At 60.8% G+C, this 21,651-nt stretch carries 21 protein-coding genes; 13 read left to right on the top strand and 8 right to left on the bottom strand.

Features of this window, described 5'->3' with window-relative positions; all coding sequences use genetic code 11:
- The first annotated feature begins 127 nt into the window (after nt 1–127).
- The 13 genes from KIN_RS18240 to KIN_RS18180 all read left to right on the top strand — a co-directional run bounded on the left by KIN_RS18240 (nt 128) and on the right by KIN_RS18180 (nt 13,670).
- Nucleotides 128–1,510, top strand: a complete 1,383-nt coding sequence (locus KIN_RS18240) for a hypothetical protein (protein WP_159809789.1) — start codon at nt 128–130, stop codon at nt 1,508–1,510.
- Nucleotides 1,507–3,018 (top strand): DcaP family trimeric outer membrane transporter, encoded by a 1,512-nt coding sequence (locus KIN_RS18235; protein ID WP_159809787.1) that lies wholly within the window; start codon nt 1,507–1,509, stop codon nt 3,016–3,018. The genes KIN_RS18240 and KIN_RS18235 overlap by 4 nt, the downstream gene beginning before the upstream one ends.
- Before the next feature lie 168 nt (nt 3,019–3,186).
- Nucleotides 3,187–4,710, top strand: a complete 1,524-nt coding sequence (locus tag KIN_RS18230; RefSeq protein WP_159809785.1) for an aldehyde dehydrogenase family protein — start codon at nt 3,187–3,189, stop codon at nt 4,708–4,710.
- A complete protein-coding gene (locus KIN_RS18225) occupies nt 4,707–5,438 on the top strand; it encodes an SDR family NAD(P)-dependent oxidoreductase (protein WP_159809783.1) in 732 nt (243 codons plus the stop codon). Before KIN_RS18230 ends, KIN_RS18225 begins: the two co-directional genes overlap by 4 nt.
- Before the next feature lie 58 nt (nt 5,439–5,496).
- Nucleotides 5,497–5,991 (top strand): nuclear transport factor 2 family protein, encoded by a 495-nt coding sequence (locus tag KIN_RS18220; RefSeq protein WP_159809781.1) that lies wholly within the window; start codon nt 5,497–5,499, stop codon nt 5,989–5,991.
- Nucleotides 5,992–6,092: 101 nt separating this feature from the next.
- The gene (locus tag KIN_RS18215) at nt 6,093–6,773 is read left to right on the top strand and encodes a hypothetical protein (RefSeq protein ID WP_159809779.1); all 681 of its coding nucleotides are present in this window, start codon (nt 6,093–6,095) and stop codon (nt 6,771–6,773) included.
- The gene (locus KIN_RS18210; protein WP_159809777.1) at nt 6,770–7,765 is read left to right on the top strand and encodes an SMP-30/gluconolactonase/LRE family protein; all 996 of its coding nucleotides are present in this window, start codon (nt 6,770–6,772) and stop codon (nt 7,763–7,765) included. Before KIN_RS18215 ends, KIN_RS18210 begins: the two co-directional genes overlap by 4 nt.
- A complete protein-coding gene (locus KIN_RS18205) occupies nt 7,762–8,631 on the top strand; it encodes an SDR family oxidoreductase (RefSeq protein ID WP_159809775.1) in 870 nt (289 codons plus the stop codon). The genes KIN_RS18210 and KIN_RS18205 overlap by 4 nt, the downstream gene beginning before the upstream one ends.
- Nucleotides 8,628–9,239 (top strand): NADPH-dependent F420 reductase, encoded by a 612-nt coding sequence (locus KIN_RS18200; protein ID WP_159809773.1) that lies wholly within the window; start codon nt 8,628–8,630, stop codon nt 9,237–9,239. The genes KIN_RS18205 and KIN_RS18200 overlap by 4 nt, the downstream gene beginning before the upstream one ends.
- Nucleotides 9,236–9,667 (top strand): nuclear transport factor 2 family protein, encoded by a 432-nt coding sequence (locus KIN_RS18195; RefSeq protein ID WP_159809771.1) that lies wholly within the window; start codon nt 9,236–9,238, stop codon nt 9,665–9,667. The genes KIN_RS18200 and KIN_RS18195 overlap by 4 nt, the downstream gene beginning before the upstream one ends.
- 1 nt (nt 9,668) lies before the next feature.
- A complete protein-coding gene (locus KIN_RS18190; protein ID WP_159809769.1) occupies nt 9,669–11,423 on the top strand; it encodes an MFS transporter in 1,755 nt (584 codons plus the stop codon).
- Nucleotides 11,424–11,510: 87 nt separating this feature from the next.
- Nucleotides 11,511–12,422, top strand: coding sequence for an MBL fold metallo-hydrolase (locus KIN_RS18185; protein WP_159809768.1), 912 nt, complete (start codon nt 11,511–11,513; stop codon nt 12,420–12,422).
- A gap of 336 nt (nt 12,423–12,758) precedes the next feature.
- Nucleotides 12,759–13,670: a LysR family transcriptional regulator gene (locus KIN_RS18180; RefSeq protein ID WP_159809766.1), complete on the top strand. Its 912-nt coding sequence runs from the start codon at nt 12,759–12,761 to the stop codon at nt 13,668–13,670.
- On the opposite strand, the gene KIN_RS18175 is transcribed toward KIN_RS18180, so the two are convergent.
- The 8 genes from KIN_RS18175 to trbE are packed head-to-tail and all read right to left on the bottom strand — an operon-like array spanning nt 13,621 to nt 21,648.
- Nucleotides 13,621–13,869 carry a DUF2274 domain-containing protein gene (locus KIN_RS18175; RefSeq protein WP_159809764.1) on the bottom strand — a complete coding sequence of 83 codons (249 nt, stop codon included), beginning with the start codon at nt 13,867–13,869 and terminating at the stop codon, nt 13,621–13,623. The genes KIN_RS18180 and KIN_RS18175 overlap by 50 nt on opposite strands.
- Nucleotides 13,866–15,089 carry a TraB/TrbI/VirB10 family type IV secretion system protein gene (locus KIN_RS18170; protein WP_159809762.1) on the bottom strand — a complete coding sequence of 408 codons (1,224 nt, stop codon included), beginning with the start codon at nt 15,087–15,089 and terminating at the stop codon, nt 13,866–13,868. Before KIN_RS18170 ends, KIN_RS18175 begins: the two co-directional genes overlap by 4 nt.
- A 5-nt stretch (nt 15,090–15,094) precedes the next feature.
- Nucleotides 15,095–16,135, bottom strand: coding sequence for a P-type conjugative transfer protein TrbG (gene trbG / locus KIN_RS18165; RefSeq protein ID WP_159809760.1), 1,041 nt, complete (start codon nt 16,133–16,135; stop codon nt 15,095–15,097).
- Nucleotides 16,132–16,821 (bottom strand): conjugal transfer protein TrbF, encoded by a 690-nt coding sequence (trbF, locus tag KIN_RS18160; protein ID WP_207710153.1) that lies wholly within the window; start codon nt 16,819–16,821, stop codon nt 16,132–16,134. Before trbF ends, trbG begins: the two co-directional genes overlap by 4 nt.
- Complete coding sequence (gene trbL, locus KIN_RS18155) at nt 16,815–18,104, bottom strand: P-type conjugative transfer protein TrbL (protein WP_159809756.1); 1,290 nt, start codon at nt 18,102–18,104, stop codon at nt 16,815–16,817. Before trbL ends, trbF begins: the two co-directional genes overlap by 7 nt.
- Nucleotides 18,105–18,107: 3 nt before the next feature.
- Complete coding sequence (gene trbK-alt, locus KIN_RS18150; RefSeq protein ID WP_207710151.1) at nt 18,108–18,386, bottom strand: putative entry exclusion protein TrbK-alt; 279 nt, start codon at nt 18,384–18,386, stop codon at nt 18,108–18,110.
- Between the two features lie 6 nt (nt 18,387–18,392).
- A complete protein-coding gene (trbJ, locus tag KIN_RS18145; RefSeq protein ID WP_159809754.1) occupies nt 18,393–19,172 on the bottom strand; it encodes a P-type conjugative transfer protein TrbJ in 780 nt (259 codons plus the stop codon).
- Nucleotides 19,150–21,648: a conjugal transfer protein TrbE gene (gene trbE / locus KIN_RS18140; RefSeq protein ID WP_159809752.1), complete on the bottom strand. Its 2,499-nt coding sequence runs from the start codon at nt 21,646–21,648 to the stop codon at nt 19,150–19,152. The genes trbJ and trbE overlap by 23 nt, the downstream gene beginning before the upstream one ends.
- Nucleotides 21,649–21,651 lie beyond the last annotated feature (3 nt).

The raw sequence follows: 21,651 nt of genomic DNA, 5'->3' as shown, positions 1-21,651 counted from the left end.
GCAGCTAACATCAGATCATAGAGCAGCACTGCTCAACGTACTGGAGTTTAGGGTTCCGGCCTTGAGGTACGGTCCCCAATTGCCGGCGCTTCCAGTCCAGCGCGGCAGCACCAAGGAGAAATAACACATGAAGCTCAGATCAGTTAGTCCGAGGACATGGAATGGCGCTGTGGCCTTGGTCGTTGCTGCTTTCGTTTTCGCCGCTCCCGCTGCGTCGCAGCCGCGGATCGATGTCTCAATTCTGCCGCAGAAAAACACAGCCTTCGAGCCGCTGCCGTCCAATATCGTTGCTGCTTTCGAAAAGGGAAATTTTCTCGAAAGCGTGATCGTTCTTCCGAACGGAGACCTGCTGATCACTGAGGCCATCGGCCATATAGTCTGGCGAGTTTCGTCGACCGGAACGCGCACGCTGTTTCATCATTCGGATATCCAGCCGGTGGGTCTGGCTGTCGATATCGATGGTCGGATCGTCTCGTCCGGCAGGACTGCAGACGGTACCGGCGCGGTCTTTATATTTCATGATGATGGCGAGCTTGAGCGAACCATCCCAATCGAAGGGGCGCAATTCCTGAACGGTACTACGTTTGTCTCGCCCGGTCAGTTGCTGGTTGCGGACTCAGGAGCCGGAACGATTCTTCAGGTCGATACCGATACCGGAGAGGTACGGATATGGCTGTCGGGCGAAGTTCTCCAATCACATCCGGATCGCAATCCTCTGCTACCAGCGGTAAATGGGTTGAAGTTATTCGATGGCTCGGTCTACGCGACTAATTCCAGCCGTATGACTGTTTTGCGCATCTCCCTCATCGGGCCAGATCATCGCGCGGGAGAGCCTGAGACGGTTTCGGAAAATGTAGTACTCGACGATCTCGCGATCGCTGCAGACGGGACGATCTACGGCACCACCCACATCTATGACAGCGTGATCCGGATTGAGCAGGACGGGTCTGCCACGACCATCGCTCGCGCCGAGCAGGGCGTTGCAGGATCAACGGCGGCGGCATTCGGCCGCCGTACAGAGGACCGAAATACGCTCTATGTCGTTGGCGATGGAGGTTTCTACCTCGATCCAGAAAACCCTGCAGCAGCAAATGTAGTTGCCATCGATGCGGGCGAGCCGGGCTTATCGCTTGCGGCAAGCCTTTCTCATCTTGCCTATCCCGGTATGGAGCGCGCCGCCAGCATGGCGGTGGTGCGGTGTATCACCGCGTCGGGATCGGATGAGAGGCGGCGAGCTGCCGCGCCTGACTACACCAGATTTCTTGAGCTTAATATGACCCGGATTGCATTTGCAGGGCAGGTCTACGGCGATGGGCGGAAAGCGGAGCCGACGGCTCGGCTCTATTTCATGCACGGTTTAGACGAAGCGCGCGCTGAGGCGATGATGGAAGGGTCTCCCTATTTTACCGAAGGTGTTTACAGCAGCTGCGACGCCGAGCCATTCGATGTGATGCTGGGCTCCATGATCGGAGCGGTGGCCTGGCCGGACGAGGTTTCCCGCGACCGGTGACCGCCTTGTCGATCTGTTCTTCGAATCTTGCCAAATGTACACGACGGGTATTGCCGCCAGCGTTCGCCGGATCGATGGCGCTTTTTTGCACCTGTCTTCCCACCTCGCCTGTCGCCGCACAGCCCACGCAGACACTCCCGGACCTGATCGCAATCATCGAAAGGCAGGAAGAGCTGATCCGCCGACAAGGCGAACGTATTGATGAACTGGAGCGCCGACTTGACGACAGAGCAAGAGGCAGCGAGCCGTCGATAGCGATGTTGGCGGAGCCCGCTATTGATTCGGTAGTGCCTCAAGCGTCAATTCCTGTGAGCAGCGACGGGGTCTATGACGAACCGATTAACAGGCAAGGCCGCACCGATGGCGAGATAGGCCGATTTCCGGACGATACAGTCGTCAGGCCGGGCAGTTTTGACAATTCGATCAAGATCCCAGGTAGTCTTCTTGCGTTTAGGATTGGAGGGTTCGCGCAGGTTGATCTCAATCGGTCTTTCGGCAACGGGATAGCCGATGGGGCGTTCCTGCCAAGCCTCATTCGCTTAGCCGCGCCAAATGCATCGCGCACCGCTATCTTCGCTGATAGCAGCCGCCTCAATCTTGACGTTCGCGGGGATACCGAACGCGGCTTGTTTAGGGCCTTCATCGAAGCAGATTTCAATGGGGCAGAGGGCAATCCATTAACTTCTAACGGTGATGGGTTGCGCCTTCGTCATGCTTATGGCCAGCTCGGCAATCTCTATGCGGGCCAATACTGGTCGCTTTTCTCTGATGTTGAATCGTTTGCCGAAACGCTTAACCCCACATCGCCGACGGGCAAGTCGGTGGTGAGGCAGGTCGGGATACGCTATGTTGGTGATTTGTCGGCAGACCTGTCCTATGCCATCGCCGCCGAGAACCCGGCGAGCCGGTTTTCGGGGCCCCAATCCACCGAAAGCCTCGACAACTGGCCCGATCTGCTTGCCGGGATGACCCTGGAACGCGACTGGGGCCGAATACGCCTAGTGGGTTTGGTACGCGCGCTGCGAGCGCGTACAGAGATCGATGGCAAGACCCGTCCCGACAGCGAGATTGGGTGGGGCCTGAATATGACCGGCCGCATCGACCTGCCCTTCCTTGGAGACCGCGACAATCTGGTGTTCGGCGTTGGCGGCGGTGAGAGCATTGGGCGCTATCATCTCGAACTGGCATTCGACGGTCTTGACGGAACCGTGAGTGCCGACGGAACGCTGCAGACCGTCCCAACATGGACGGCACATGCCGGCTATCAGCATTGGTGGTCCAACACGCTGCGAAGCACGGCGACCTACGGGCTCATTGTAGTTGGCCGAACGCAGAGCCTTGATGATGACGATCCACGAATGCTGCAGAGCGGTACCGTAAATCTTGTCTGGTCGCCGGTTGCCATGGTCGATCTGGGCGCGGAAATAGTCATCGGAGCGCGCGAAACACAATCCGGCGAGCAGGCCGATGCGTCGCGGCTCCAATTCCTGGGGCGGTTTCGTTTTTGATCGGGCTTGTTCGCATCAAACGAGCGAATGGAGCAAGCCGAGCCAGTTGATCCGCTAGATGTTGGTATCGTGCAAAGGCATGCGCGTCCGGTAGAAAACACGGCCGTTCCCGTCGGCTATCATCATTTATCGATCGAATTCTGGTCGTGCAACGGAGGATGACTGACCATGCAGAACGCAGCAACTTGCGCAACCGACACCCGAACGTCTCCCGTCGAGGACTGTCAGCTCTATATCGACGGCACTTGGCGCGAGAGTGCCTCAGGTGATCGCATGGAAACAGTCGACCCGACGACCGAGTCTGTCATCACCACTGTCGCCAAGGGAGGCAAGGATGATGTTGAAGCGGCCATTGCAGCGGCGCGGCGACGCGCCGACGATGCAGAATGGGCCCGCATGCCAGCGCCGGAGCGTCAAGGTCTGATGATGACGGTCGCCGATATCGTCGAGCGCCATGCTGACGATTTCGCGCGCTGCGAGACGCTCGATATGGGCAAGCCCATCCAGTTCGCCCGTAGCATCGATGCCGTCCTTCTTGCGGATTTGTTCCGTTTCTTTGGCGCGGCGGCAGCTGATCCGGATGGTGATGCGCGCACCGTCTCACCGCCACCCGACCATGCAGCACGTCAGGTCATGTCCGTGCGCGAGCCGGTCGGCGTTGTGGCGGCCATCACACCCTTCAACTTCCCCCTACTGCTCTCGGCGACCAAGATCGCGCCAGCCATGGCGGCTGGGAACACGATCGTCCATAAGCCCGCCTCGGCCACGCCGCTTTCTGCCGTGCGCCTCGCCATGGCGTTCGAGGAAGCGGGCGTGCCCGCAGGGGTCTACAACCTCGTGACCGGACCCGGATCGGAGATTGGCGACACGCTGGTGACACACTCTGATGTCGACAAGATCGCCTTCACTGGCTCAACCGGTGTCGGCAAAGGGATCATCGCGAAGAGCGCCGACACAGTGAAGAAGGTGACGATGGAGCTGGGCGGCAAGTCGGCCCATATCATCTTCGCCGATGCAGACATGAATAACGCGATACAAAACGCGATCTTCGGCATTTTCTACAACAAGGGCGAAATTTGCACCGCAGGATCGCGTCTTCTGGTGGAGCGTTCGGCTCTTGAAGAGGTTCTCGCGGCACTGGTCGCAGCTGCGGGTGCACTCGTCATCGGCGATCCGCTTGATGCCGCGACATTCCTCGGCCCGATGGCGGATGAAGGTCAGTTGAAGAAGGTCGAGAGCTATGTCCGCAAGGGCCGCGAGGCCGGTGCTGACCTGCGCTATGGCGGCGAACGGGCAGAGCCTGAAGGATTGGGCGGCAAAGGCTGGTTCCACCAACCGACGATTTTTCTTGGCACAAACGACATGGCCATCGCTCAAGAGGAAATCTTCGGGCCGGTTCTGACGGTCATTCCTTTCGATGACGAGGCCGAAGCGATCCGCATCGCCAATGATACCACGTTCGGTCTCGCCTCGGGCGTGCAGACGACGGACATGGCCAAGGCCCTACGCGTCGCGAACGCCCTTAAAGCCGGCACTTGCTGGATCAACAGTTACAATTATTTCGACGTGTCGGTTCCGTTCGGCGGATACAAGCGATCCGGCTTTGGCCGAGAATGCGGACGACAGGTGTTGGAGAACTACACTCAGACCAAATCCATCTGGTTGCCGTCCATTGCGGAGGCCACATCATGAGCGCGGCGAAGGTCGCAGTCATCACCGGCGCCAATCGCGGCATCGGCCGTGCCACCGCGCTCCGGTTCGCGGACGCGGACTACCACGTCGTGATCGGTGCGCGCGACGCGGCGCAAGCAGAAGAGGTCCGGGAAGCTATAGCAGCGAAGGGCGGTAGCGCCGAAGCCATGCCGCTCGATGTGACCGCCCCCGCATCAATAGACGCTGCGGCAGATGCGCTCGCCAAGGCCCATTCGAGCATATCCGTTCTGATCAACAATGCCGGAATAAATGTTGGCCAGGAGCACGACATTGTTGCCGCGTCTTATGAGGATATAGAAGCCTCTCTTGCGATCAACGCGATTGGCCCCTTGCGCATGTCGCGGGCCTTGCTGCCTCTGCTGGAAGCATCGAGGGATGGTGCCAGCATCATTAACGTCTCTTCCGAAGCCGGGTCGATCGCCGCGACCCTCGATCCTGAAAATGACTATGCTTCGATGAAGGCGGGCTCGTATCGACTATCGAAGATGGCGTTGAACGGGGTCACTGCGCTTCTTTCAAAGGCACTGAGAGACACGTCTGTTACCGTACACGCCATGTGCCCTGGTTGGACGCAAACCGACATTGGCGGGCCGGATGCTCCCAATACGCCTGAGGATGCGGCAGACCTCGCGCTCGGCATTGCGACCGGCGGCGTCGATGCGCCGGATGGAAGTTTTCGCAACAGGGAAGGCGCGCTGCCATGGTGATGCGACCAGCCTTCAGGAGCCCGCAACAGAAGCAGACGGATATGAAGAGGATCACAAGATGACACGCTCCCCCGAAGCGACCGTACGCGCGTATTATGCCAGCTTTCGCGAGGCCAACTGGCGCGACCTCATTCCCGACCTCTTCACGGAAGATGCGGTCTATCTGAACTTTGCCAGCGAGCAGATGTCACCCGAAACCAAACAGGCCATTCCCTGGGCCGGGACGTGGACCGGGATCGCTGAGATTATCGCTTTTCAGGAACTTCTGAATGCGAACTTTGAAGTTCGCGGCTTCGATGATCACACGTTCATTGTCGACGGCGACCAGGTGGCTGTGTTCGGCACACTCCGCTTTGTGGCGAAATCCACCGGGCACGCCGCCGATAGCGACTTCGCCATGCATGCCGTGGTGCGCCAGGGAAAAATCGCATCCTACCACTTCTACGAGGACACCTTCGCCATCGCCAATGCCTTTAGAACGGCGGGATCTTGGACAATCGACAATGGGGCGCCCGGCGCGCCGCCGCGGACCGTGCCGGAGAACGGTACATAAGTCGCAGGTATCAGTGCCGTCGTTACCTGCGCCCAAGCCGGAGATCATGCGGTTGAGGCGATGGTGCAATCGGCCGCAATTGGAAAAGGAACTGAATTGCCATGACCCAGAAACTGCAAACCAAGAGCACTTGGAGCGGCATTGATGTTCGCCCCTTCGGTCCTTACCGCGAGTCTCTCGCGGCTGAATTGGGTCATCTCACTTGGAAGGATGCCGCGCTTCGGCAGAAGTTGGCCGAAAGCCCGAAGACCTATTTCGAACTGACAGGGTTGCCCGAACCTGAAGGCATGGACCTTCGGATTGTTGACAAGGCGACCGATGAATTCATCTTCGTCGTTCCGCGTATCCCGCCCAAAACTGAGCTCTGGTATCGCTACGAGCAGATCTCCGACTGGTGGATGCTTGCGCACGGCTTTTACTGGTGGATGCGCCGCGAGCACGGCGAGGTGGTCGACCCCTTCCTCGGCGCGCTCAACGTCCAGATAATTGGGCGAAGCTGGACGGACCCTGAGTGGCGGGCTGCTCTTTTGTCAGCGCCGCGGGAAGCGCTCGAGGCCGAGATGGGCGGTACATTCCATCCTGACCTTCATGTTCGCGCGATCGAAGAAACAAACGCGCACACTCTCGTGCTGCCCACGGACCCAGCCGATGAGCGTATTGCCGACGGAAGCGAGCACCACGGAAGCCTCTTTGCGATAGCGCACACTTGGTGGCAGTGGCTTATCTGGCCGCGGCTGATGCATGCCGTGGACGGTTCCGAGATCGAAGGAATGGTCGGATGAGTTTTGATGTCATCTCTGCGCGATGCGTGACTGGTTGGCGACGAGCGGCGGGCTGCATGACGGGGATCGCGCTCCTAATAGCCTGCTCGGGCGGCGCTTCTGAGGCGGAAACCCCAACCGAGCCGATCGCAAAATCCGAGGTGCTCGCCCGTTTCGCACCTGGAACTTTCCTCGAGAATCTCGAGATCGCACCGAATGGCGACGTGGTCTTCACCAATTACACCGCGAAGCGCCTTGAGATCTGGCGCCCGGGCGGGGGCTTGCAGACGCCGATTGATCTCGGAGCGCATGCGATGAATGTCGTCGCCCGGGATAGCGAATTCGTGGTGCTTGCGCATCGTGGGTCGATGGCGGCGCCGACCGCAGATGGTCTCGGCAACGTCGTGATGATCGTCGCATATGATGGCGAGATCCGCGAAACTATCGATCTACCACAAGCCGCAGCCCTTAATGGCATGGCACTATTGTCCCAGACTGTTGCCCTTCTGGGTGACTCTGCAACGGGTCGGGTTTGGCAAGTTAATCTGGAATCCGACCTTGCTTCGGTTTGGTTCGAGGACCCGAGCCTGGCCCCAGAAGATCCGGCGGGTTTCGGGCTCAATGGCCTTCAGATCCATGACGGCGCGCTCTATCTTGCGAATTCCGCCGATGCATCACTCAGCCGGATCGACATAGGCGCGGATAGCGCGCCTTCGGGCGATCTAGAACGTGTCGCAAGTTTGCCCGGCATTGACGATTTCAAGTATGCTGCCGACGGAAGGTTGTTCTTCGCGCCGCATACCGATGTGGTACTGGTCCGCGCGCGCGATGGCAGCGTGGAGCCAGTGCTCGATGAACATGTCGATGGGGCGACGGCGGTCGAACTCACACCGGACGGCACCACGCTTTACGCATTGGGGACGGGCGGTGTGTTCATCGGCGGAACCGGAGAGGCGACGCTAGTACGTTTGCCGCTCACCGCGATCGAGACCGACAAGGAGACGGGACAATGATTGTCGTGACTGGAGCCACTGGCGGCAATGGATCGGAGATTGTCCGCCTTCTGAACGAGCGTGGAGCATCGGTTCGGGGTATGGTTCGTGACCCCGAACGGGCTCGCGGTCGGTTACCTGCCGCTGTCGAATTGGTTCGGGGAGACTTTGACGCACCAGAGACGCTCGCGCCAGCCATGCGCGGCGCGCAGACGCTTATGCTCATTTCTTCGGCCGATCCGTCCCTGCCGGACCGGGAGCTGGCGGCGGTCCAGGCCGCAAAGGATGCAGGCATCGAACGGATTGTAAAATTTTCTGTCATCGCCGCCGACCACGAACCGACTTTCGGTTTTGGCCACTGGCACAGGCCGGTCGAGGAGGCAATCCGCGCGTCTGGTCTGGCCTGGACGTTCTTGCGACCGAACGTGTTCATGCAGAATCTGTTCTGGTTTACTGACCCGATCAAGTCAGACGGCGTATTCGGCCTACCAGTGGGCGACGCGAATGTCAGCGTTATCGACACGCGCGATATCGCCGCCTGTGCGGCGGCCGTGTTGTCCGAAGACGGCCATGACGGTCAGGCCTATCTCTTGACTGGCCCGGAGGCCCTGTCGTTCCAGCAGCAAGCCGACGTTTTAACTGACGTTCTAGGTCGCTCGATACACCATGAGGATATTACGCCTGAAGAGCACAAGCGGCGACTGCTCTCCTTTGGACAGAGCGAAGCCTATGCTGACGCGGAGCTCGAACTCGACGCCGAGCTGAAGGCGGGAGAACTGGGCACAGTCAGCGACAGTGTGAAACGTTTGACCGGTCGTCCTGCACGATCATTCAGAGACTTCGCCAGAGATTTCGCACGAGAATTCCGACCGGAGGTAGCATCATGAAGATTGCAGTTTTGGGCGCTGGCGGCGTCGGACGAGGCATTGGCGGCATACTTGCCGCAGCCGGACACGAGGTCGTCTATGGCGTGCGTGCACCGAAGAATGGCGAGATGTCGTTCGCTGATGCCGTATCGGATGCAGCTGTCGTACTTCTTGCGGTCCCGTACTCCGCAGCCGAGCCGGTCATCGCGGCGGCGGGCGATCTGACCGGCAAGGTTCTCATCGATGCAACCAACGCCGTCGACATGGGCGACGAGGGTCCGCGCATTGCTTTGAAGCCGGGACAGTCTGCAGGTGAGAATATCGCTACCTGGGCCGAGGCAGCCGATGTTTACAAGAGCTTCAATCAGGTGGGCGTCGAGGTGCTGGCCGAGCCAGACTCCTTCGGCGGAGCCAAGCCCTTCATGCTCATTGCCGGCCCCGATGGCGAAAGCCGCAGCATCGCCGAGCAGGTCGTCAGTGATGCTGGCTTCGACCCACAATACCTCGGCTCAATACGGCAATCCCACCTACTTGAGGCCTTCGCGATGATCTGGATCAACCTTGCAGGGACTGGCCGGACTGGACGTGACTGGGCGCTGGTCCGGCATCACATGGAAACGGACCAATGAGCGGCAGTGAGCAATCAAATGTTGAGAAGGTCCGGCATTTCTTCGAACTGCAATATGCTGGCAGAGCGGATGAAGGGTTCCGGCTTTACGGTCACGACCACTTTCGCTTCGTTACGGGCTCAGCTGGGAACGATGAGTTGCGCGCCGCAATCCCCTGGGCCGGATACGTCCATGAAGGTGAAGAAGGTTACGCCGAACTATACAGCAAGCTCTTCGGTGAGTTCGAGGTCGAGGAATTCACGCCGCATTCCTTCGCCGAAGCGGGAGGGCGGGTCTACGTCGAAGGGCACTTCCTATTCCGTCATAAGCAAACAGGCAAGCTTGCGGACAGCGATTGGTGCGCCCGCTTCGATATGAAGGGCGGGCGGATTGCGGGCGGTCAGTTCTTCGAAAACACGTTCGCTGTAGCTGCAGCGCGGACCCCGTAGAATGCCTGGCGAAGCCGATCAAACAAGCGCGGACGAAGCGTCGCCGATCGGCACCGGGTCCCAAACACCTACCGAATTAGAGCCTACGGAACGCGAGACGAGTTCAGCGCTCGCTCCGCTGCGCAACCGCCTCTTTTTGGCCCTCTTCATCGCCACCACCGTCTCGAATTTTGGAACCTGGGTTCAAGATGTCGGGCGAGCCTGGCTCATGACCGAACTTACGCCGAGTGCCACTCTTGTTGCACTCGTGCAATCTGCTGCGATGGCAGCAATGGCGCTCCTGGTTTTGCCCGCCGGAGTGATGGCGGACCTCTATGACCGGCGGCGGCTCCTGCTCGGCGCTCAGATCGCGATGCTGCTGGTCACGGTCGTGCTCGGCCTGGTCACGATATCGGGCGCGATGACGCCGCCCCTGCTCTTGGGGCTGACCTTCGCGCTAGCGGCTGCTGCCGCATTTTCGCTGCCTACCTTTCAAGCCATGATTGCTGACATTGTCGGCGAGGATGATTTAACGCAGGCGCTCGTTCTCAACGGTATCTCCTTCAACCTCGCCCGAGCCGTTGGTCCAGCGCTCGGCGGCGTCCTGGTCGCTGCGATCGGTCCGGGCGCGGTTTTCCTGCTCAACGCGGTAAGCTTCGCTGGCGTCGTTGGCGTACTCTTCTTTGCGAAAGCTGCGAGCGTGCAAGCTGCTCTGGGAGAACTCCAGATCGGACGCGAACGGGCTTTGGCGGCGCTGCGTGCCGGCCTGCGCTATGCCCGCAACGCACCCAGCCTGCGCAGCCTGCTCGTGCGTACAGCCCTCTTTTCCATTCCGGCGAGCGCGCTTTGGGCGCTTTTGCCACTGGTCGCCAGGCGCGACCCGCAAGCTGGGCCTGAAGTGTATGGTTTGCTTCTGGCCGCTGTCGGGATCGGCTCGCTCATCGCTGGTGTTACGCTGGCGGCCATGCGCAAGCGGGCCGATGATGCGCATCTGGTCGGGATGGCTGGCGTATTCCTCGGGGCTGCGATTGGCCTCTTCGCACTCGCGCCTGCTTTAGCGGTTCCCGCCATGATCTTGGCTGGAATGGGCTGGATGATCTGCATGGCGCTGCTAACGGCGGGGGTGCAGGTCGCGGTTCCTGGTTGGATCAGAGGCCGCGCGACCTCTTTGTTCATGATGGTTTTCGCTGTCGGTATGGGCGCCGGAAGCCTGCTGTGGGGTGCCTTGGCCGATACGATCGACCTCACCGCAGCTCTTGTCTCGGCCGGCGTTTTGCAGCTTGTCGGAACCGCGGTAACGTTCGCGTGGCCCATGCCGAAAGCCAAGGCGCCGTCAAGCACGACCCGAGCCGCCGTTTGGCCAGAACCCAACATCAATGCCGACATCGACTCTACTGACGGCCCGATCCTCGTGACAGTGCAATATGCTGTTCGGCAAGGCATGGAGGACCGATTCCACGAAATCATATGCCGCATCGCAAGCACGCGCCGAGCCAGCGGGACAGTGACCTGGGACTTGTTCGAACACGGCGGTGAGCCAAGGCGCTTCATGGAAGTGAACCTGGTGGCAACCTGGGACGATCACCTGAGACAACGCAGTCGGCAATCCGCCGAAGCGGTTGAGTTGGAGCAGATGCTTCGTGCGACCTTGCAAGAAGAGAGTGAACCGCATGTGGTCCACTGGATTGGCGCAGGGCGGAAGAAGGCTCAACCGACGGCATCACGACCCACCGATCTACCGCACACTCTTATCGGCCCTACCACGATGGATGTCTGACGCATCGCGCGCGGCAGTCCAATCACCGTCGGAAGCGATCTAAATGAAAGAACAACTGGCCGAAACTTTTTCGAAAGGAAATAGACCATGAAGACCTCGCCATTCGCAGCCCGCTTCGTCGGAGCAGTCACATTAATCATGACGCTGGCCATTCCCGCATGGGCGTATGAGATCGAGCGGTTCCACGAGCCGGGACCCGGCAGTGTGAATACATGGATACTCGAAGGCGAGGATGGCGTCGTGTTGATAGATGGCCAGCGAACCATTCAAGCCGGCCAGGACTTGGCGGAGCGCATCGAGGCGACAGGCAAGCCGCTTCTCGCCATACTCATCACTCATCCGCATCCAGACCATGTGGGAGGGATCCCATCTATACTGCAAGCCTTTCCCGACACCCCAGTCGTTGCGCTCCAAGCCACCGCCGATGAGATGCAAAGCGATAGCCTTGGGATGTTTGCCTTCGCGCGCCGCGTGAATGGCGACGCTTATCCAACGCAGCTTGCCACAGTCACTCGGGTGGTGGTCGATGGGGAGGTTCTACGCTTTGGAGATATTGCGCTCACGGTTGACGATATCGGAGCGGGCGAGTCCATCGCCATGACGATCTTCTACGATCAGCAGAACGGCGCAGTCTTCGTGGGTGACTTAACGGATAATGACAAGAAAGGCTTTCTGCTCGAGCAACGCACAACTCAGTGGCTTCGGCAACTGGATTACGTCACCCAGAAATATGGGCGCGATCAAACAATTGCGTACCCGGGTCACGGCGCCCAAGCTCCTCTCTCCAAACTGGCGGAAGAACAGGCTGTATGGATCACGGATATGCATGGCCTCGTTCGCGTTCGTATCGAAGATGGTGTATTTACGGATGAAGAGGCAACCGAAGTCGCCGAGGAATTCGAACTGCTACATCCCGGTCAAGAGCCTGTTGCGCCGATTCCTGATTTTATGCGTCTCAATGCTCAAGCTATCGCTGAAGAATTGCTGAGGGAAAGGTGAATTGTACCTAAAACTGGCTCCTAACTGGAGCTAGACCCAAGGGGCGAAGGTCTTAAAGAAATCTGGCCTGCGACTGTGCTAATACGGACCCCGAAAACGTAGTATTTGGTTCTGTCTGTTTCGCGCGTTCGCGATGTCGCGAGAGCCGCAAAACCGCTCTTTGTCGAAAGCGATATGGTCCCTTGAACAATCAATTTCGCGAAATGGCTTCGCGGAGCATAAAGCAGGAAACTCATGTCAATGCCTAGTCGTTGATCTAACGGAATATCCGTATTCTATAAAACTGAGTTCGGAATCTGGAGGAGACTTTTCCGAGCCTCATGTATGACATGTCGCATGTGTCCAGATGTTCAAACAGCACAGTTGTCATACTTTCTCACTGTCGCGGAAGCGGGCAGCTTTCACCGCGCTGCGGCTGCGCTTGACATTGGACAATCTGCGATCAGCCGACGCATTCAAAAGCTTGAGGACACTTTGGGCGTGTCACTCTTCGAGCGGCGTCCTTCTGGTGCTAGGCTAACTGTCGCTGGCGAGTGTTTTGCGCTTCGTGCCAGACTGATCATGGATGAGGTTAACTTTGCAGTCGATGCCGCAAGGTCAGCCGGCATCGCCAAGAACGGTCATTTACAGATCGGCATCATCGCGTCGCTTTCAGCAGGCCCAATTCGAACGTTGCTGCAAAGATTTGTCGAGAGGCATCCGCAGGTGGAAATTTGTCTGCTGGAAACCGATCGCAGTGAGTTGATGACGATGCTAAGTCATCGTCGGATTGATCTGGTATGTGTTTCAGGGGAGCCCGACTATGATGACTTTGACAAATTGATCCTCGCGAAGGAACACGTGTTTCTGGGGGTTGCTAGTGATCATCCCTTGGCGATTCAGACTGCATTGGCTTGGTCTACATTATCGGGACAGCGTTTTATCGTTAGCGCCCGCGAGCCCGGTCCGGAAATTCATGACTACGTAATCCGCCAACTGAGCGATCTCGGGCGCTCGGTAAAAGTGCGACGGCATAGGCTAGGACGCGAGGGCATCATGAGCCTAGTTGGCCTTGGTCTTGGAGTTAGCTTGGTCACTGATCACTGGCGAGGCCTATCGTACCCGAATGTGACCTTCGTACCAATTCGTGATGAGGCCGATCAAATCCCGTTTTCCTTGGTTTGGCGCCCAGAGAACGACAATCCGGCGCTTCGCCGCTTCATCTCTCTTGCGCGGATCGAGGCGAAGAAGAACGGTGATCCTTCCTGAGCTTCGAAAAACCACGATCGGTCTTCATGAATCGTTCCAGCATCGGGGCTACCAACTTGGCCGGCTCAAGCGTTTCTCCGTTTTCAGCGCCAAGGATCTCTGCATAGGCCGTCAGATCGCGATGCACGTGCGCAGGCAGTTCTACGTTTAGCTTCACCGGCTTATCATTTCGGATGTTTCCAAGTTTCAGCTTCGTCATTGGGTGGCTCCTCGTGGCTCGAGAATCAGATCGCGCGTGACCATCACCCGGACAGGAAACCCCGGCCGGATCGTGAGCGTTGGTGGGATACCCAGCTGACGCTGCACGATCGCTTCACCGGCGCGCCCGATCGTGTCTTGCGTGCCGTCGCGAATGGCTTCTGCGATCTCGTCGCCATCGTCCTCACCGCTCTCGAGCCCGATATTGAGGATCGTGGCGAGCGCTGCGGCTAGGAAAACTGATCCCCAATGGTTGTCGACACCGTCCTCAAGGCCGGCATAGCCAGCCCCGTCCGTTCCCGGTTCGCGTTCGAGGACGATCGAGCGGCCGTCGGGCAGGATGAGCCGTGTCCAAACGAGCAGCAGGCGCCGCTGGCCTGTCGCGACACGGCTGTCATATTCTCCGAGGAGCCGCGCTCCTTGCGGGATAAGGAGGAACTGTCCGGTCGGGCTGTCATAGACATTGGCGGTAACCTGGGCGCTGATTTGGCCCGGCAGATCGGACCGCAAACCAGTGAGCAGTGCGGCCTCGATCACGGACCCAGCCTGCAGGATATAGGGGCTTGCTGGCGGCTGCAAGCGATCTGCCGCCGTCGTGCGACGATCGACGTCTCTGTCCAGAAACGCTTCACGGCGATCGACAGCATCGGGCCGATCCGTCGCTCCCGTTGCGGTTGGAAAGAGCCCCTGTAATCCCGACGCTTGCGGCGGCCCTGGCCTTGCCGGTTGAGAGCTGGCAGTCGTGCTGCTGGTCTGCGCATCGGCAAAGAGCGTCGCGAGCCGTGCGGCCTCTGCCTCCTGGAGCCGCAGCTGTTCGACCGGATCGACGGCGGGTCCAGTGGCGGGCACGACCGGCACCGCCTCACCGCGCCGCTGGGCGGACAAGACTGGACGACCCAACTCGCCCGGCAGCGGCGGCCCAAGCTGCGGGATCGATCCATAGTCTCGTGGCAGTAGCGATAGGCCCTCCGCCTCCTGCACACGCTCGGTGGAGAAAAGCTCCGACGGCCCGTCCCCCCGATCTGGGCCTTGAAACGCGACGATTAGGATTGCACCGATCCCCAGCCCGCCCGCCACGGTAATGACCGTGATCGCTCTACGCGATAGTCTCATCACGCGCGGCGGGTCCGGGCGCAGCCGCAGGTCCTTGGCGATCTCCTGCTCGGACCGCGGCTCGGTTTCGCCGCCATCCTCATTCCGGTCTGCTTCACGATCACTCATGTCGCTCACCGGTCATCGTCCTGGCGCCACGCGGAGACTATACGCTCCTCCCGCTTCGCACTCCGGCGCACGCCGTCGGTCCGGACGATCCGGACGACGCGCTGGCGGTCGCCAAGCCGCAGCTCGGCGGCGGCGAAGAGCCTATCGACGATCATGTAATTGCGTCGGATGCGGTAATTGACGAGCTGGCCATCCCCTTCCGGCCCTATCACGAAGAGCGGCGGCATCTCGCCCTGGCCGATCCCGCGCGGGAATTCGATGAAGACCTGCCGCCCATCGTCGAAGGTACGGCGCGGCCGCCAGGGCGCGCGATCGCCGGTGATCCGGTAGCGGAAATTGAGATCGTCGAGATCGACATTGCGACCGATAGGTAAGTTTGCTGCAGCACGATCGTTCTGACGACGCAGCGCGATCAGTTCGTCCTCGGGATACTGCCACGAGACCGAAGCCATGTAAGCCTGCGGTGTCGCCCGCAGTTCGAGGTGGTAGGTGCGCCGGTCGGTATTGATGACGAGATTGGTGACCAGATCGGACCGTGTCGGTTTCACGAGCACATGGATGCGGCGGTTACCGCCAGCGCCGCTTTCCGTGTCGCCAATGATCCAACGGGCGGTGTCTCCCGCCGCGATGGGGCCGGAGCCGACAAGACTTTCGCCTGCCTGCAGGGCGATGTCCGTCACCTGTCCCGGAGACGTATAGACCTGATAAAGCGCGCCGGAGCTGTAGGGATAGAGTTGGACGGCGTTGATGAAGCCATCGCGGACTGGTTCGATCCGGGCAGCGGCGTTGGCGTTGGTCACTCGCTCGCTCGGTTCCTCCGCTTCTGCCGGACGATCATCAGCATCGATCCGCATGAGCTGGCCTGGCAGCGGTAGAGGCTCCGGTGTCTCAACGAGACGAACAGGCAGCGCCGGTTCCGCGACCAGCGTTGCGGCGACTGGATCGTCGTAGCTGATCTCGGGCGGTTTGAATGTGGCGCACCCGGCTAGCATCGTGCAGGCGAGAAGTGTTGTGATCGAAAGTTTGGTGGACACTCGGTGTCTCATTGGGCGTTCTCCCGTGACCAGTTGATGGCGTGGACGAAGACGCCGAGAGGGTTCTTGCGAAGGCGCTCCGCGTCGCGGGGCGGCTGGACGACGATGGAGAGGATGCCGGTCCAGCGTTCGGTCTCGGCGAGTTGTCCGTTGATGTAACGGCGTTCGATCCAGGCGACGCGGAAGCTCGAGTCAGATGCGCGGATGACGCTGGAGATTTCGGCCGCGACCTGAACTTCGCCGACGCGGGCGAAGGGGTCGTTCTCCCGCGCGAAATCGTTGAGCGCGACAGCCCCGCGATCAGTGGCGAAGTCATAAGCGCGTAGCCAGTTCTCACGCAGCACGATGGGATCGGCCGGGACCTGACGAACGTTCTCGATGAAGCGCGCGAGGTGGAACGCGATCTGAGGATCGGTGGGACGATAGTTCGCCGTGGCGGGAGTGACCGCGCGAGCCGCGCCAATGCGATCGACCTCGACCACATACGGAACGATGGTGCCTTGCGTGGATTGCCAGACCAGCGCCATTCCGAAAGTTGCGGTCGTGGCGAGGCATCCCAGAGCCATAAGCCGCCAATTGCGGGCTTGGACGCGGGCGGAACCCATGCGTTCATCCCAAGCCTGAGCGGCTTTCTGATAGGGTGTCGTCGGTTCCGGTGTCTTGGCGTATCGCACGCTCGGTCGCTTGAATCTCATGATCTCTCCGAAAGGCTAATGGACGTGCCCGCACCGCCGCCATCGCCTGAGCGCAGCGCGTGGGCAGTGGTCATGGCGCCATGGTGCAATGATTGCTGGCGTTTCATGCGGCGCGCCCAAGCGGGCGGACCGTCGTTTGCGGGGGTCGGCATGTTGGCCGGGGAATTGCTGAACTTGCCGCCGGTGGCCTCGAATGCGGCGCGCGAGCCGGAGCGATAGCTGTCGCCGACGGCACGCTTAAGCGGACTGATGGCGGTGGATGCTCCAGCCTGTCCGACCGCGGCCATGCCGCCTGCGGCTTTTCCGGCAGTCGTCGTTCCCGATGCAGCGCCGATTTGGAACGCGGTGGAGGCACCGCCCGCGACAGCAGAACCGCCACGTAAGGCTGCGCCTCCGACGGCACCAGCCATCTTCGCACCCGCGAGGCCTCCGGCGACGACACCGCCTGCGGCCAAACCCGCACCAACAGCGGCCCCAGCACCAAGCTGCGGACCGCCAGAGACGATGCCATTGGCGATGCCTGGGCCGAAGATGCCGAGCGCGAGGATAGAGAGGGCTGCCAGTACGACGGCCATGGCGTCACCGATGATTGGTTCGCCAACAAAGCCGGTGGTGAACTCACTGAATATGGTCGAGCCGATCCCGACGATGACCGCGAGTACGAGCACTTTGACGCCTGAGGAGATGACGAGGCCGAGGACGCGCTCGGCCATGAAGGCGGTCTTGTTGAAAAGACCGAAAGGCACGAGGATGAAGCCCGCCAGCGTTGCCAGCTTGAATTCGATCAGGGTGACGAAGAGCTGGATCGCGAGGATGAAGAAAGACAGCAGCACCACGACCCAGGCGAAGAGCAGGATCATGATCTGGATGAAGTTGTCGAAGAAGGCGACGAAGCCCATCAGGTCGGCGACGGATTCCAGAATTGGCTGACCGGCTTCGAGACCGACGGCGGCGATGCGGCCCGGCTGAAGCAACTCGCCTGCGCCAAGGGCACCACCTGTCGCGACAAGACCCAGTCCGGCGAAGCTCTCGAAGATGATCCGCGCGAGTGTGTTCCAGTTGCTGATGATGTAAGCGAAGACGCCGACAAAGAGCGTTTTCTTAACGAGCCGTCCGATGATGTCGTCATCCGCCCCCCAAGCCCAGAAGAGGGCTGCGAGCGTGACGTCGATGACGATCAGCGTGGTGGCGAGGAAGGCGACATCGCCGCCGAGCAGCCCGAAACCGCTGTCGATATAGGTGGTGAAGACCTCCAGGAACCGATCGATGACGCCGACATCACCCATGGCCTACTCCGTTTCCTGATCGTTGGATGTGAGGCCAAAAAAGCGCCGCCGATTCTCTTCCCAAGCCGCTTGGCAGGTCGTGTCGGTCTCCAATTCTTCCGGGGTCAGCGTCCGGCAGTGCTGCAGCATCGCCCGCAGTGGATCGTCCGAAACAACCGTTGCCGGTTCGCCCGCACGCTCTGCTTCAAGGGCGGACTGGAACTCGACCGCCACCATGAGCGCGGCAATGGCGCCCATGGCGATCGTGATCCCTCTGAGGGTAGTCTCAGCAGACAGCTTCATCGCGTCCTACCGGAACATCCGCACGGTCGTCGGCTCGTAGCCGGAGCCGTAGTCGAGGAAGCGGTTCAGGTTCTCGCGCGCGTGCGCTTCGGCCGTCGCGACGCGTGCGGCTTCCAGTGATTGCGCGCGGTTCTGCGCGGCAATGGCGGCCGTTAGATCGGAGATCTGCTGGCTCTGGAGCGCGAGGAGCTGGTTGCCGGCCTGGGTCGCCTGCAACGCACCCGTTGCCGCCTGACTGCGCCCGACGAGCGCCTGCATCTCGGTGCGAGCGGTCTCGATATTGCCGACGACGCCGGCCTGGACCTTGAGCGCATCCTCGAACCCGGCGACGGAAGTGCGCCAACGGTTCTGCGCACCCGCAATCATCTCGTCGAAATCGCCCCGCGCGGCGGCGGTGCCGTAATCCTGGGTGAAGGCCTCGTCGATCGTCGCTACGTCATGGGCGATGCGCTGCGCTTCGTTCAGGAGTTGCTGGGTCTGCTCGACCGACGATTGCAGGCGGGACAGCGAGGAATATGGCAGGCTTGCGAGGTTACGGGCCTGATTGACCAGCATCTGGGCTTCGTTCTGGAGCTGGGCGATCTGGTTGTTGATCTGCTCCAGCGTGCGCGCGGCGGTCAGCAGGTTCTCGGCATGGTTTGTGGGGTCGTAAACGATCCCGCCGAAGCCGCCGCCGAACAGTGCATGGGCCGGCGGTGCGGTCGCCGGTGATAGCGCGATCGCGCTCGAAAGCAGTAGGGCCGCGGCAGCGCGGCCGGCCAGTTTACTTGTCTTCGTTCTGAACATTCTCAGTCTCCTTGTCGTCTTTTGCTTTTGGGGTGGGGGATGGGGCAGCCTCGATCACGGCATCGGACGGGCCGAGCAGCTCGGTCGCCCAGCCAAGATCGCGGCGGGCGAGCCATGCGGCGGCGAAGCTGTCCCGCCCATGCTCGTCGAGGATCGCGTCAATGGCGGCGTGATCGGATTTGGAAGACGCCGCGGTGAAGGCCAGCGCGACCTCGCCCAAACCAAGCGCAAACAGCCGGTTGCCGCGGCGCGACTGGCAATAATAGTCACGTTTCGGTGCCGCCCTCGCGATGATCTCGATCTGCCGGTCGTTGAGCCCGAAGCCGCGATAGGTGGCGGCGATCTGCGGTTCGAAGGCGCGCTCGTTGGGTAGGAAGATGCGGGTCGGGCAACTTTCGACGATCGCGGGCGCGATGTCCGACCCATCGATATCGGCAAGCGATTGCGTGGCGAAGACGACGGAGGCGTTTTTCTTGCGCAGCGTCTTCAGCCATTCGCGGAGTTGCGAGCCGAAGGTCGCGTCATCGAGAGCTAGCCAGCCCTCGTCGACGATGATGAGGCTCGGACGTCCTTCGAGCCGGGCTTCGATCCGGTGGAAGAGATAGGAGAGAACGGCGGGCGCGGCCGCGGACCCAATCAATCCCTCCGTTTCGAAGGCCTGGAAGTCGGCGCTGCCGAGCGCTTCGCTTTCCGCATCCAGCAAGCGACCGAAAGGACCGCCGAGGCAAAACGGCGCGAGAGCACGCTTGAGATCGTTTGATTGGAGCAGGACCGAGAGTCCGGTCAGCGTGCGCTCCTCGACAGGAGCGGAGGCGAGCGAGGTGAGCGCCGACCAGAGATGGTCGCGCGCCACTGGATCAACCGTCACCCCTTCGCGGGTGAGCAGTCCGGCGAGCCAGTCCTGCGCCCAGCTGCGCTCGGCTGGATCGTCGATCCGCGCGAGCGGCTGCAGATGGACCGCATCGTCTTCGTCCGACAGGGCGAGTCCGAGATCTTCCCAATCCCCGCCGCAGGCCATCGTCGCGCAGCGGATCGACCCCCCGAAATCGAAAGCGAAGATCTGCGCGTCTGCATAGCGCCGGAACTGCAGCGCCATCAGCGCCAACAACACCGACTTGCCCGCGCCGGTCGGGCCGACCACGAGCGTGTGGCCGACATCGCCGACATGGGTAGAGAAGCGAAACGGCGTCGCGCCTTGCGTCTCTGCATAGAAGAGCGGCGGGCCGTCCAGATGGTCGTTGCGCGCCGGTCCCGCCCAGACGGCGGAGATCGGAATCATATGCGCGAGGTTGAGCGTCGTGACCGGCGGTTGCCGGACATTGGCGTAGAGATGGCCGGGCAGCGAGCCGAGCCAGGCTTCCACCGCGTTCAATGTCTCAGGGATGCAAGTGAAGTCGCGGCCTTGCACCACCTTCTCTGCGGTCTTGATCTTCGCGTCCGCCGCGCGCTCGTCCTCGTCCCAGACGGTGATCGTTGCGGTGACATAGGCCGCACCAACGATGTCCGAGCCAAGCTCCTGCAGCGCCTCGTCTGCATCCAGTGCTTTGTTGTCGGCGTCCGAATCAAAAAACGTCGAGGCCTCGTTGGTCATCACCTCTTTGAGGATCGCGGCGACCGATTTGCGCTTGGCAAACCATTGGCGGCGAATGCGAGTGAAGAGCTTTGTTGCGTCTGTCTTATCGAGGCATATGGCACGGGTGGCCCAGCGATACTCGAAGGCTTGGGCGTTGAGTTCGTCGAGCAGGCCGGGCCAAGTCGAGGTGGGGAAGCCGACGATGCAGAGCGTGCGCAGATAGGCATTGCCCAGGCGCGGTGCGAGACCACCGACCAGCGGCTCGTCGGCGAGATAGGCATCGAGATGCATCGGCGTCTCGGGCACGCGCACGGTTTGCCGCCGCGTCGAGATCGTTGAATGCAGATAGCCCAGCGTCTCCTCGTCGGTGAGCCAAGCGGCTTCCGGCATGAATCCTTCGAAGAGGTCGAGCAGCCGATCGCTGCGGGACCGAAACGCGGCGAGATGCTCGCGCGGGTTTGCACCCTTGCTCGGTGCATCCTCGAACAGCCATCCGCTGGCGCGGCTTGTGTCGTCCGCAGGCGGCATCCAAGTCAGCGTCAGGAAATAGCGGCTCTCATAGTGGGATGACGCTTCCTCGAATTGCGCGCGGCGCTCTGCATCGACCAGCGCCGAGACCGGATCAGGAAACTCGGAGAGCGGATACTCGCGTGCCGGGATGCGCTGTGCTTCGACGAACACGGTCCAGCCCGACCCCAGGCGTCGAAGCGCGCTGTTGAGGCGGGCCGCGGTCGAGACCAATTCCGATGGCGTCGCGGAGTCGAGGTCCGGTCCCCGGAAGGCTGCTGTCCGCTGGAAGCTGCCATCCTTGTTGAGGATGACGCCGTCAGCAATCAACGCGGCCCATGGCAGGAAATCCGACAGCAGCGCGGCTTTGGAACGGTATTCGGCGAGGCGCATCATCGG

The organism is Litoreibacter roseus (genome assembly GCF_009811795.1).
In the GTDB taxonomy this organism is placed as follows: domain Bacteria; phylum Pseudomonadota; class Alphaproteobacteria; order Rhodobacterales; family Rhodobacteraceae; genus Litoreibacter; species Litoreibacter roseus.
This window is presented reverse-complemented; position numbering and strand designations above follow the sequence as displayed.